This window comes from Flavobacterium sinopsychrotolerans, from assembly GCF_900110375.1.
Classification (GTDB): Bacteria; Bacteroidota; Bacteroidia; order Flavobacteriales; family Flavobacteriaceae; genus Flavobacterium; species Flavobacterium sinopsychrotolerans.
Genome location: NZ_FODN01000002.1, coordinates 15774 through 30075 on the forward strand (window position 1 = coordinate 15774; position 14302 = coordinate 30075).

General features: G+C 32.6%; 9 protein-coding genes. 1 reads left to right on the top strand and 8 read right to left on the bottom strand.

The features are described 5' to 3' along the window. Positions 1-11: 11 nt before the first annotated feature. A complete protein-coding gene (locus tag BMX64_RS04375) occupies positions 12-830 on the bottom strand; it encodes an alpha/beta hydrolase (RefSeq protein WP_091166572.1) in 819 nt (272 codons plus the stop codon). A 56-nt stretch (positions 831-886) separates the two neighbouring features. Here BMX64_RS04375 and BMX64_RS04380 point away from each other — a divergent pair, with 56 nt between their 5' ends. Further along, on the top strand, positions 887-1288 hold the full coding sequence (locus BMX64_RS04380; RefSeq protein ID WP_091166573.1) for an excinuclease ABC subunit B: 402 nt from the start codon (positions 887-889) through the stop codon (positions 1286-1288). Between the two features lie 51 nt (positions 1289-1339). On the opposite strand, the gene BMX64_RS04385 is transcribed toward BMX64_RS04380, so the two are convergent. The 7 genes from BMX64_RS04385 to BMX64_RS04415 form a co-directional block, all read right to left on the bottom strand. After that, positions 1340-2488, bottom strand: coding sequence for a hypothetical protein (locus BMX64_RS04385; RefSeq protein WP_244273225.1), 1149 nt, complete (start codon positions 2486-2488; stop codon positions 1340-1342). Between the two features lie 231 nt (positions 2489-2719). Next, on the bottom strand, positions 2720-4711 hold the full coding sequence (uvrB, locus tag BMX64_RS04390; protein ID WP_091166575.1) for an excinuclease ABC subunit UvrB: 1992 nt from the start codon (positions 4709-4711) through the stop codon (positions 2720-2722). Positions 4712-5433: 722 nt separating this feature from the next. Beyond that, positions 5434-6792 (bottom strand): DUF4302 domain-containing protein, encoded by a 1359-nt coding sequence (locus tag BMX64_RS04395; protein ID WP_091166576.1) that lies wholly within the window; start codon positions 6790-6792, stop codon positions 5434-5436. Positions 6793-6860: 68 nt separating this feature from the next. Beyond that, positions 6861-7721 carry a zinc-binding metallopeptidase gene (locus BMX64_RS04400; RefSeq protein ID WP_091166577.1) on the bottom strand — a complete coding sequence of 287 codons (861 nt, stop codon included), beginning with the start codon at positions 7719-7721 and terminating at the stop codon, positions 6861-6863. Positions 7722-7746: 25 nt separating this feature from the next. Beyond that, a complete protein-coding gene (locus tag BMX64_RS04405) occupies positions 7747-9228 on the bottom strand; it encodes a RagB/SusD family nutrient uptake outer membrane protein (RefSeq protein WP_091166578.1) in 1482 nt (493 codons plus the stop codon). A 10-nt stretch (positions 9229-9238) separates the two neighbouring features. Then, positions 9239-12952, bottom strand: a complete 3714-nt coding sequence (locus tag BMX64_RS04410) for a SusC/RagA family TonB-linked outer membrane protein (RefSeq protein WP_091168962.1) — start codon at positions 12950-12952, stop codon at positions 9239-9241. Positions 12953-13113: 161 nt separating this feature from the next. Beyond that, positions 13114-14226, bottom strand: coding sequence for a FecR family protein (locus tag BMX64_RS04415; protein WP_091166579.1), 1113 nt, complete (start codon positions 14224-14226; stop codon positions 13114-13116). Positions 14227-14302: the final 76 nt, after the last annotated feature.

A 14302-nucleotide genomic window follows, 5' to 3' on the forward strand; every position in this document is an offset into this window, starting at 1 on the left:
AACTGGATTTTTTAGAAACCAAGCCATAAAATTGCATCGACAAAACCGTCGCGCCATAGTTTTTCATTGTGCTTTCCGTCTTTTACAATTGTTTTTTTATTTAAATTAAGGCAGTAACATCGATTAGAATTCAGTAAATATTCCATTTTGTTCAAATCCGAAACCATATCGTCACTTTCAGCATCGCCACACATAAAATATATTTTAGATTTTATCTTTTTGGATTTTTCTGTCAGCGTGTAGATGTCTTTGGTAAACCAAAACGAAGGCGAAAAAACACCTGCTTTTCCAAAAATTGTGGGATATTTTAAAACCGCATAATAGGAAGTCAAACCTCCCAATGAGCTTCCCATGATAATAGTATTTTTCTTTTTGGTTTTTGTTCGATAGGTTTTGTCAATGTGTGGTTTTAATGTTTTTACGATAAATTCTAAATAACTGTCCGCTTTACCACCACCATATTTTTCATTTTTAAAAGGCGTTAATTCATCGATTCGTTTGTCATTTCCATGTTCGATTCCTACTACAATAACCTGTGCTTTTAGACTGTCCAGTTTTTCATCCACATTCCATTCTCCCGAATAGGATGTTTTAGCATCAAACAAATTTTGCGCATCATGCATATAAATTACGGAGAATTTCTTTTTTGAAGTTAAATAATTTTCGGGCAAATAAATCCAAATTTTCTTTGTGGTTTGAAGTTGCGGCGCTTCAATAGTAAAAGTAGAAACTTGTTTGGAATCCTTGCTCTTCTTTGTCTCTTCGCCTTGAGCCGTAATTTTTACGATGGTAAAAAAGAAGAGAAGGAGTAGGAACTTTAGTCGATTCATTATTAGTTTTTGTGTTTTGATTTAAAAACAATATTTTAGCTAAAAATAATAATTTGATGAATACTTTCGAAGAAAAAAGAAGTTTAGTTTTAGAGATGATTGCTTTTTCTACTGTTGATGGGCATTTGCATAAAAGAGAATATGAATTTTTGGCAATTGTAGCTAATGAGCTGGGTTTCGAGATGAATGTTTTTAAAGATTTATTTCATCAGGAACTACCCCAAATCCCTATTAAATCCGAGTTTTTACGTATTCAGCAGTTTTATAGATTGGCTTTGTTGATGTATAGTGACGGAGTTTTACACCAAAAAGAATCAATTGCAATCCAACAAATATCACTTGAAATGGGACTTAATCCTGTAGCTACAAAACGAATTCTTAAGTTGATGAATGAAGCACCAAACGCGATAATTGATGGCGAAGTTTTATTGAATGTTTTTCAGGAACAACATAATTAGTTGTTTTTCTTGAAGAATTTATTCATGAATCTTTATTTTTTATTGGTGTAATTATCTTTTGAATGTCATTTTCACACCAAAACTAGTCTGTAAATCAGGAGCATTATCCAGTCTAAGATCTTCTCTTAGAGACACAAAATAGGAGAATTGCTTAACGGAGTAGGTACAAATAAAATTCCATCCTTCCAGATTTTTATACAAATGCGAGAAGGTTTGTTGCCAATGCGTTTTAATTCTTTCTCCAGTCAAAATGATGTGGTCAAAATTATTTTTTTTGTTGAAAGATGTCTGAAAAGCATAATTGATTCCATACGAAATCGAATTGTTGTTTCGGAGTTTCTTCTTATAATCAATTAGTCCTTCAAAACTATACAGAAAAGTTTGATTGCTTATGTTTACTCTGTCGCCAAACTGAATAACTTTTTGTCGCAAAGCACCAGTACTTGCGCCTACGCTTAAAATATTTTTGTCTCTCACAACAATCTTTTTTAGTGCCGATGAAGAAATTCCGATGTCAGCTACTGGATTATATCTCGAAATATTGATTCCTAAATGAGTTCCGAAATTCAAGTATATTTTATGGCTTTTATTCATCTCTAATTGCGGATAGTAAAAATAATTTATCTCAATTCCCGGTATTCTGAAGTCGCCATTATTCATTGTGATGAAATTATTATTTTCGTCTCGATAAGAAATTTTCGCTTGGTCTAATCCATAATATCGTCTTGAGAAAGGATCTTCACCTCCGGCAATAGTACTGTGAAACCACTCAATAGATTCATCCGAAGTAAATACTGAAAAGGGATATTTTCCTTTATCTAATGAATACGCACGAACGCTGAAATTAAGTTCATGATGCACAGTTAAAGATAAGGAAAATGTGAATTTGTAAGATCTTATCACTCCATCGGCGATGAATTCTTTGGTTTGGGCAGGAACCGTATTGAGGTCAAATTTGAATTCTCGGTCATGCCAAGGAAAATTTGCAGCATATTCCCGATCTTCAGGATTTAACAATTCATAAGATTTGACATAAGGCAACATCACATTTCCACTTGAAACGTCTAATGAAAATGAGTATTTTTTAGGAGTGCGAACTTTGAAATTATGGTTTATTCGGGAAATGTACATTCCCAGCGGGTGATTGGACAGCAGATTTGGTTTTATAATATCCGAAGTGTTTTCTATTTCAAAGCTCATGAAATCCTCGTTTGAAGATTGCGCTGAAGCAAATGAAATTAGTCCGAATAAAACAAAAATGAGTAAGCGATATTTCATTTGAATGCGTGAATTTTCAGGAAAAAATCAGAAAATAATTACACTCAAATTTAAAGAACTTTACTGGATTTAAAAGTTTTTACACCAAAAAAATGAATTTAAGTTTCAACTTAAAAAAAAATGTGTTAAGTGAAGCTTGTATTTAAAAATTATCTACGTCAGTTGTCCTTGTAGTCGTTTAATATCATCTCGTAATTTGGCAGCTTGCATAAAATCCAATTCTTTTGCCGCTTTCTCCATTGATTTACGTTTTTCCCGAATGAGTTTCTCAATTTCAGGTTTTGGCAAGTATAGATTTTCAGGTTCTGCAGCAGCATCTAAAGTTAAGCCTAACTCATAATCGGCCAAAGGATTTTTAGTAAAAGCACTTTCAATTTTTTTATTTAAAGCCTGAGGAACCAAATTATTTGCAGTATTGTAATTAATTTGTTTGGTTCTGCGATAATTCGTTTCGTCTATGGTTTTTTGCATACTGGCCGTAATTTTATCGGCATACATAATTGCTTTCCCATTTAAGTTTCTTGCCGCACGACCAATTGTTTGCGTAAGCGAACGATGACTTCTTAGAAAGCCTTCTTTGTCTGCATCTAAAATGGCTACCAAAGAAACTTCGGGTAAATCCAAACCTTCACGAAGCAAATTCACACCAATTAATACATCAAAAATCCCTTTTCGCAAATCTTGCATGATTTCTATTCGTTCCAAAGTATCAACTTCGGAGTGAATGTAGCGACAACGAATATTAACTTTGGTTAAATATTTGGCTAATTCTTCCGCCATTCTTTTGGTTAAAGTCGTCACCAAAACGCGCTCATCAATTTCGGTCCGAACTTGAATTTCCTCGATTAAATCATCGATTTGATTTAAACTTGGTCGGATTTCAATAATGGGATCCAATAATCCTGTTGGACGAATCACTTGTTCCACAACAACGCCTTCCGTTTTTTGTAATTCGTAATCCGCTGGTGTTGCCGAAACATAAATTACCTGATTTTGCATCGCTTCAAACTCTTCAAACTTCAAAGGACGATTGTCCATTGCAGCGGGAAGTCGGAAACCATATTCCACTAAATTTTCTTTACGGCTTCGGTCTCCGCCATACATAGCACTAACCTGTGAAAGTGTTACGTGACTTTCGTCTACCACCATTAAATAATCTTTTGGGAAATAATCCAGCAAACAGAAAGGTCTGGTGCCGGGTAAACGACCATCCAGATAACGAGAATAATTTTCAATTCCGGAGCAATAACCGAGTTCACGAATCATCTCCAAATCAAAGTTGGTACGTTCTTCCAGTCTTTTTGCTTCTAAATGTTTTCCAATTTCCTTGAAATAATCGACTTGTTTTACTAAATCTTGTTGGATTTCCCAAATGGCACCTTGCAAGACATCTGGAGAAGTCACGAACATATTGGCGGGATAAATCGTCAGTTTGTCAAATTTTTCTAGAACCTCAGAATTTTTGGTGTCAAAACTTTCAATTTCTTCTATTTCATCGCCAAAGAAATGAACTCTGTAGGCTTCATCCGCATAACTTGGATAGACATCTACAGTATCTCCTTTTATTCTGAAACTTCCTGGATTAAAATCGGCTTCCGTTCTGGAATATAGACTTTGCACCAATTGATGTAATAATTTCGTACGAGAAATGATTTGTCCTTTTTCAATTGGAATCAAGTTTTTCTGAAATTCTATAGGGTTTCCAATACCGTATAAACAGGAAACTGATGCTACTACCAAAATATCTCTTCGTCCGGAAAGCAACGAGGCAGTGGTTGACATTCTCATTTTTTCCAGTTCTTCATTGATGGATAAATCCTTTTCGATGAAAACGCCGGTTACAGGCATAAAAGCTTCGGGCTGGTAATAATCGTAATAGGACACGAAATATTCCACGGCATTATTCGGGAAAAACTGCTTGAATTCCGAGTATAATTGTGCTGCCAAAGTTTTGTTGTGTGCCAAAACTAAAGTTGGTCTTTGTACTTCTTGAATCACGTTGGCCACCGTAAATGTTTTTCCGGATCCGGTAACTCCTAATAAAGTTTGGAATTTATCACCATCAATAATGCCTTGAGTCAATTTTTCAATTGCTTGTGGTTGGTCGCCTTTAGGCTGGTAATCGGATACTACTTGAAAATTCATTTGTATTAAGGGGCAAAAATTTAGAGTTACAAAGGTACAACGTTTGGATTCTTTTTTTTCCAAAGTTTAAGCCAAAAAAAACCATCCCGATGTGGCAGGATGGTTTTCAATACGATGAAAATGTTTCTCTAAAAACTGAAACTTAATCGAGCAAAAACGAAACGACCGTTTTGACCAAATTGAGAAACGTTTCTGGAGTATACATACATGGTGATATCAGCCATTAAATATTATATACTGAAGCTAAAATTAAAAGTATGACAACTAGCGTTAGAATAATTATTGAAATGTAATAATATGATTTTAATTTCCAACCTTCTTTGTACATTTTGTAAAAATTATAACAATATAGAGAAACACTCAAAATCATCAATGGGATTGTAAATAATTCTACAAAAGCACCCTCAATTTTTGTTAAATTTATATTTAAGTAAGAAATGCTAACTAAACAGACAAAATAAAATAATTACACTAAATAAAGTGTTAATAATTCCAGTTTTTCTTTCTTTTTTCATATTCTATTTTTTTAAGATCTATATTATTCCCTATCAGCCCATGGTAAAGATGGTAATATTGGCAAGTATGGGACTGCTTCCAATTCATACTATTATTTTTTTTAGATTTATTTAAAAGTAAAGTTCAAGCCAAATATTTAGTTACCAAACATAAAAAAAGCAGGCTAATTTTTATTGAGCCTGCTTTAATGAAAAAATTATTATATTTTATTGAAATGCGTAAGTTGTAAATCTAAAATTACTGGATGCGCTTGTGAAAGTGTAGATAGTATTAGAAAAAGCTATTTTAAATAATTCTCTTTTTACATACAATCCTTTTGTGTCCAATAGTTGCTTATCTAAGTCTTTAAGAAATGCAGGTTCAGCAATAATTGCACCTAAATTATTTTCCCAAGATACATGATTTAATATTAGGGTTTTATTTACAGGATCTTCTGTTACTGTTATATTATGATAGATTGTTGTTTTACCTCCATTAAATCGGTATTCAATATAACTACCAAAAGAAGGATTATTGAAAGTAAATTGAATTCTACTTAGTTTTTGTGTAGAAGATAATCCTGCATTTACTTGGTTTAGTATAGTGTTGAATAATAATGAATTAGACGGAGCAGTTGCTAAATTTGCTGCAATGTAAGCAAACCCAGTAGGAGGATTTCCTTTTCCTTCCAGAAGAATTTTATAATCATCTGTTAATACCAATGGTTTATTGCTATACTTGATAGAGGCAGTTACGCCGGCAGTTCCAGTAGCATTAAAATTACCCGTTGTTGCATCGTACGTGAACTCAGAAAGTTTTTGTGTTCCAACTTTTACAGCAGGGCTTACTATAATTCCGGTAGGAGTATAAGCTATTCCCATGTTGTAGCTTACACTTGAACCAGTCTCTATTGAATTAGCAATTGCGAATCTACTAGGTGCAGTGAAATTAAAATCAAATTGACTAGTTTTTGTCCCGTCATTAGTTTCTAATAATCGAAATAAGGGTCTTGTTGATGCTCCAACTACATTTGGAATCATTGCTCTATTTAGAGCCAAATTTGTCCAGTCTTGAGCGGTTGCTTTTACAAAACGCAGTTCCTCGAAACTTCTATTTGTTTTAAAAATGATTTGTCCATTATCTTGTCCGTAATACAAAAATTGGAAGTCTCCTTTATATCCTTTACCACGTAAAGAGGCAACTGGAAAGTTATTTGAATCCGATAAAAGATGTATTTTGTTTTTTGTTGTAAAAACAAGACTTACAGTACTCCCTAATTCAATACCGTATTCACTTTTATTTATTGCTGTATCATTATCAAAGTCAGAGGCCATATCCACTGAGCCACTTTTAAATTTGAATAGGTGGGTAAAACCACCTAATTGAGTGGTGTCTGTAAAATAAACTGCTTTCCATCCAAATTCAGAAGATTCTAATAAATCATTCAGTTCTTTTTTTTGCTCATTTAATCTTTCTGTAGGTGTTTGATTAAAAATGGGATCTACATCTTCCTTGTTGTCACATGAAGCCAATTGCATTGCTAGTACAGCAATGAAAAGGTAATTGAGTATGTTTTTTAATTTCATGATATTTAATTTATTTTAAATATGAATTATAGAATATTTTTTTTAAAATTATTTATTCCATTAGTTAGTTATCCATTAATCACCGCTAAAGTATTTTTTTCAGCTTCATCTCTAAGTTTGTAAAAATCGATATTAAAAGCATCTTTAAAATATTTCACAACGACAGCTTCCTTTGCTTTGATATCAGCTTTTGCTTTTACACTAGTTATTCCTGCTATAATAGCATCATATTCAGCTTTTGAATTTACTAACATAGTAGAGGCCATTTCTGCAAAATCTTCATTTATGTTTGATCTGGCATAATCAGTAATAAAACCTTCTTCTCTTGCCACTGTTGTTGATGTAGCATACCAGTTTGAAGTATATCCAGTAGGAGTTATTTTTGATAACGTTTTTTCATCAAAAGGTTTATATTGATTCAGGATATGAATGTATTCATGTTGAATAGTATGAACAAAACGTTTTACATTATCGCGATTTTTCTTATCTACTAAATCCGTTTCAAATAAAGTGATTCTTTGACCACCTTCTGCTAACCCAAGTGTAATAGTCCCTGTAGTATTTAAATTTCGACCACCAACCAGTACAAATTCTCTAGGTGCTATTTTTTTAACAAAATCGGCGCCTCCTATAGTTGAATAACTTTCCAACCAAATTTTTTGCACTATTTCGAGTGCAGGTTGTACTTGTCCTTGTATAGGTGGATATAGAAAACGGTTGTTGTCTACCACATTTTGGTTCCATTTGTATTGTACTTTAATATTGTAAGTGTTTACATAGTTAGTTTCAATCCATTTGTCTAATGTAGACATAGCAGGTATTGAAACGTCTAACTGGCTTTCTTTTAAGGCTTCTTCGCCCGAACATGCGCCTAATAATACTATCGCAGAGAAAAGGATTATTTTCTTGTATTGAGTTTTTAATTTCATATTGTTGACCTTATAGATTAATTAATTAACGAGGGTTTTTTTCTAAACCTGTGTTAGAAACATGTAATGGAATTTGTATTGCCTTACGTTTGTCATCTTTCAACAAAATATTATCTGGTTGATTATAAGATTTGTGTGTGATTTTCAAAGCAAAACGTTTAATATCAATCCATCTCAATCCTTCATGTATAAATTCTCTTCTTCGTAGCTCAGCTATAGCTTTAATATAAGATTTTTGTACAGAAGTCAAATTGTAAAAAGGAGTGTATTCATCATCTACAGCTGGATATTTAGTAACTATTTTTAATTCTGTAACTTTATCAGTAGATGCATTATAGCCTTTGATACGTTTTGAGATAAAATATTCTAATTCCTCGTTAGCGGTAGCTATTTGATTTGTCATAACGTGGGCTTCGATTCTATTTAAATAGTATTCATCATTACTTAGCAATACAATTGCATCATAAGGCTGTCCTATTCCCGCATTAGCATTAGTTATTCTAAAATATTCAGTAAATTTAGGAACAAAAATTGTTATTTGACCATTGTATGATAAAGGTCTGTATAACCATTCTTTGTTGAATAAATTAGCGCCGTTTCCAAATAATATATCTCTATCTGCACCAGTTAATTGGAATCTATTAGAATAAAAACTTCTAGAGTATACAGATGATACTGATGCTATTAATAGGTTTGTAGATTCACTTTCTTGAGAGTATTTTCTTTGACCAGTATTAAAATCTACATCTAGATAGGATTGATAATCTCTTAATTGTCCTTCTGGCTTGTTTCCTAACTCATCAGATACTTCAATAACTTTATTCCAATCCCCTTTTATCAAATAAAATCGGCTAGCAAAAGCTTTTGCAGCTGCTTTATTAAAATGAAATTTAGGTAACTTGTAGTCGCTGTTAACATATTTTAGTCCTTCTTCAAGATCTTTTTCAATAAAATTGAAAACTTCTGCAACAGTATTACGAGTGTATTTCTTAACAAGAACCTCTTCTGGCTCTAATACATATGGAATACCTAAATCAGTTGTAGCAGTTGAAGGATTATATCTTTGCGACCAAAAAGTAACTAACATAAAGTGTGAATATGCTCTAGCCAATAAAGCTTCTCCTTTTTGAGGATTTAAGTTGGCTGGATTTCCTAGTTTATTTATTGCGTCTAAAGCTTGGTTAGCATGTGCAATTGCCGAATAGCATGCATCCCAATAGTCAGAGGGAGAATCCTGTTGGATATCTTCTTGCATTTCCCAGTTATAGTTTTGACTATTTTTATTTGTAGTCAATGTAAGATCCCCACTATCGAAAACATTGTCAGTCATTGTTTCTGCAAACTCCATATAGTTTGCATTTGGATAGGCATTTACCAGTAGTTCAGAAATTTTTTCTGGAGTATCAAGTTGGGTTCTGTTGTCAGGAATCTCCGAAAGGAAATCATCACAACTGCTACTAACTGTAAGTACAATTAGTAATAAAGTGGTTATTTTAAAAGTTCTCATATTTATTTTATTAAAATGATACGTTGATAGCGAATGTGTATTGACTTGTTATAGGAAGTGAAACTCCTCCTGATCTGAAGAATTCTGGATCCTGCCCATTTAATTTTTTGTCAGAATAGATTAAAAGTGGATTGGTGCTAATTGCTTTTAAATTAAATGTATTAAGTCCTAATTTTTTCTTTAGATCTTTTGGAAATTCATAAGAGATTGATACGTTTTTCAATCTTACAAATGATCCATCAGCAACTCTTTCATCAGAGAAATTGTAAGCATTATAAGCTCTTGTCAAATCTCTTGATTCAGCAGCATAATTTGCAATTAATCTTTTATCTGCAATAACGGGAATATTTGTAAATGCTTCGTCTCCTGGATTTATCCAACGGTTTGTAAATTCTTTTGTGAATACTGTTAAATCATCATATTGATCAGAATAGATAGGGTTTAAACGCACTTTGTTACCACCAGCAGCAACTATGAATACATTTAATGACCAGTTTTCATAAGTAAATGTATTTGATAAACCAGCTGACTTGTTCGGTTCGATTGAACCTTCATATTTTAAGTATTTTGTAACATTTTCTGAATCTTGAAAGTTAGCTCCAGCAATATTATCTTCCTCACCGTCAGCCATAACAAACGTAGGTAATCCTTGATTGTTTAATCCTGTAAATTGGTAAGAGTACAATGCATTTCTAGGATGACCTACTGTGTTTCCACCTGTTCCATCAACAAGTCCTAATACACTTGGATTATTTTGTAATTTAACAATTTCTTGATTATATACAGAGAAATTGAAAGTGGTTGACCATTTTAGTTTTGTATTATTCAGGTTTTTAGTTGTTAATGACATTTCAATACCTTTTGTTTCCATGTCAGCGTTGTTTCCTTGTTTAATTTTTTGTCCTCCAATACCTGAAGTTGTAACAAAATCAACTAAATCAAAAGCTTTACGGCTGTAGACATCTGTGGTAAATTGAACGCGATTGTCAAATAAGCCTAAATCCAAACCAATATTAGTTTCAAATTGTTTTTCCCAAGTTAAATCACCATTTTGTAATTCTTCGATATTTAAACCGGATTCTCTATCGCCTAAGTTTAATCGATTAGTAATAAAGCTTTTATAAATAGCTAATGAGTTAGTTGCAGGTCCAGCTGTTGCCGTTAAACCGTAAGAACCTCTTAAGCTTAGATTAGTGATTGTATTTGCATTTTTCATGAAGTCTTCCTCCATAATATTCCATTTACCACTTACTGTATAAGTAGGTAACCATCTAGATGAGCCGCTTCTTCCTTGTCTATTAGATCCATCATAACGACCCGTAACAGAACCTGTATAACGACGATCATATGTATAACCAACTTTCCCGAAGAAACCAACAGTTCTTTCTCTTTCTTCATTAAATCCAAAATAAGATTCTCCACCATTAATTAATTTTTCTAAAAGGCGAGGGTCAGTAAAAGCAGTTAAACCTTTGTCATATTGTAAACCAAATGCAGTAAAGTTATCACTACTCCTGTCAACAGATCTTAATTCCTGACCAAATAACCCTTCCAATTCGTGCTTGTCTTCGAATGTCTTTTTATAGCTAAAACTATTTCTAATATTATAAGAAGTCAATTCATTAGAAAATTTTCTTAAAATACCACCATTAGGGAGTACAGCCACTTTTGGAGCAGTTAAATTTTCTGGATCTTGGTATAAAAATATATTTTGATCTCTTACAATTGTAGTTTCTTGTGCGTTATAAGCACCTACAATATTTGAGTTCTCTAATATATTATGTTCCCTGGTAGTATTTGCATAACGCGCATTAGCCGTAAGGTTGTACGTTAAATTTGGATTGATTTTATACGCTAAGTCAGCTTGAAAACGGATGTCCTTAACTTTGATTTCCATATAGTTATTTTCAAGCTCATTAAGAATGTTTATAGGAGCCCAGTTATTTCGGTAATATTCTAGGTTTCCATTATCATCATAAGGTCTTAAAGCTCTATTTGTATTTAATACATAATTAAATGGATTGATATCAAAATCTCTGGTTGTACTACCACTTACTCCATCTTTAAGACTGTCGTAACTTCCAGGAGCTCCCTGATCTCTTATTGATGCTTGGGTTGAAAGTGTTAAATTAAGTTTGTCATTGATAAAGAAAGTGTTCTTTATGTTAGAAGTAAGCTGGCTTACATTGTCTGCCAATGTCCATCCCGGATCTGAATAATAACCTAAAGAAGCATAAAATGTATTGTTTTTACCACCACCCGAAAAACTTAACGAGTGATTTTGAGTAATAGAAGGTCTAAATAAGGCTTTAAACCAATCGGTGTTTGCAAGTTCATATTTTCTTAAAAAAGTATTTCTACTTGGAGTATCATTTTTTACACCAAATGTTCCTGAAGTTTGATCATAGGTGTTTATTGCATTTGCAAGAATATTGTATACTCCTCCATAACGACCTTGGGCAGTTGAGGGCAAATCAAGAAAACCTTTAGCTTCAATTTCTTTAAGAACACTCATGGTCTCCTGAGAATTCAAAATGTCGTATTGATTATATGTTGGGACGTTTCTCACAGTTTGTTCCAGTGAATAAGTAACACTTAATGGAGATTCTCTTCTACCTTGTTTAGTCGTAACTACAACTACACCATTCAAAGATCGCGAACCATAAATTGATGTAGCAGAAGCATCTTTCAAAATTTCAATACTCAAAACATCATTTGCATTCAATCCTGCTATTGATGAACTTAACAGTGTCTCTGAATTTCCAGAAGCTAGATCAGCAAAAGAGAGGTTGACGATGTCTTCTTGTACAATACCATCAATTACCCATAAAGGTTTTGTATCACCAAAAATTGAAGAGGAACCACGTACAGTAATTTTAGGAGCTGCACCAAAAGATCCAGTAACATTTTGTACCGTCACACCAGCTGCTTTTCCTTCAATCATTCTACTGATATCAATCACTCCTTCTACTTTTAGATCTTTTTCAGATATTTTACTTATCGCACCTGTAAAAGTACGTTTTGAAGTTTTTTCATATCCTGTTGTAATAACAACTTCATTCAATTTTTGTCCTACTTCATTTAAAACAATAGTAAGTGGAGTATTTCCAGTAGTTACTTCTAAGGTCTCCATACCAACGTAAGAAACAACTAATTTAGTTGCGTTTTGTGGCATATCGATAGCGAAATTACCATCAAAATCGGTTAGAACGGCTATTTTGCTTCCTTTTACCATAACAGTAGCCCCAGATAAAGGATTGCCTTTTTCATCAATTACTTTACCTCTAACAATTGTGGCTGCTAATAAACTTTCAAAAAGGGGAGTTTGATCCTCTATTGCAGTAAATCCTTCAATTTGATTACTCTTTTTTTGTAATACAATTTGATTGCTTACTTCGGAAAAGGTAATGTTAAATGGTTTTAAAATTCGATTCAGTATACTTGATAATTTTTCATCAATGGCGTCTATACTTACTTTTTTATTTTGTTGAGTAATTCGTGAATTATATGAAAACTTAATATTCGATGACTTTTGAAGTTTGGACAAAGCATCGTCTAAACTGATGTTAGTAACTTCAATAGTAACTTTTGTGTCTAATTTCTTCTGTCCTTTCACGCTATTGGCTAACGTGACACTTGAAAAAACAAATGCTAAGACTAATTGAAATAAAGTTATTTTCATAATTCGAAAGAGTAATCGTTGTTTGACAACAGGTTTTTTCATAATTTTGGGTTGTTTTGATAAATATTGTTTAAAGGGTATTTTAAGGAACATTACAAAATGCACTTTTCAGAGTGTACTTTGATTTATTCAGGGCGTCGAAACTGTTACAGCATTTTCGGCGCTTTTTTTAATTGTATTTTTTTTACATAGGCAATTTCACATTAGTTGCAACCATCAGAGGTAATGATGATTTGGTTTCCATTCATTTCGTAACTAGTATCATTTCCGATGCTTTTACAAATAATTTTTAGCTTTTCAGGTAAAGGTTGGTCATTTAATGATGTTGTAAGATGGCAATTTTTTAATTTTTCTACTGGGAAATCAATTTTAATTAAATAAGCTTGCTCGATAGTTTTGAATATTTGGCTAATTGGAATATCCGTGAATTCAAAACTTAATTGTTCAATATTACCTTCGTTTTGTGTCAAATTTTTGTCCAGAGTAATATCTGTTATTTTATTAAAAATTAGTTTTTTACGTATAAATCGAAGGGCTTGATTTGGAAGTAAAACAATTTCTTTTTCTTTAGAATCTTTAATTAATTGACTTGATTTAACTTTTACCTTACCTGTACGAACAATAACTTCAACATTTGGTTGATCATTGTACGCTTTTATTCTAAAACTCGTACCTACGACCTTAGTAACTATTTCATTTGCATAGACAAAAAATGGTTTTTTTGGGTTTTTACTAATTTCAAAAAATCCTTCACCTGATAGGTATACTTTTCGTTCATTTCCAGTAAATATTTTCGGATAACTCAACTTGCTGTCAGGTTTTAATAAAACGGAACTACCGTCAGATAAAGTTATGATTTGCGCCTTATTTGAGTTGTTGGTTTGCTCCACAAGACCTTCTCCATTTTCATTAATGAGTTCGTTGTAGGTGATGATGTTACTTTCAGGAATATAAAGACTATTGTAGAACCAAGTTGATAAAAGAGCGAAAAGTAAAACAGCAGCAGCTGTATTTACTCTATACTTTTTCAAAAGTTTTACTATACGAATTGTAGGATCTTCTTGTTTTTCTTTTTTATCAATTTTTGCCCAAGTACTTTGTAATGCAGTTTTAATAACGATAGGTGATAACGATGTATCATTTACTTTCATAGCTAATAACCATAACCTAGCTTCCTCAACTAGTTTTGCGCGTTTAGGATTTTCTAAGGTCCATTCTTCCCAACCTTGTTGGTCGTTCTTGAATCGAATCCATCTTTGGAATGATTCATTGGCTAAAAAATCTTCTATTTCTGTATAATTGTTTCGTTCTTGCATCAAAAAAGGGTTACAGATACATAGAGGACGCTTTTGTTAATAGATACTCACTAAATTATGATTTTTTTTTGAGTTT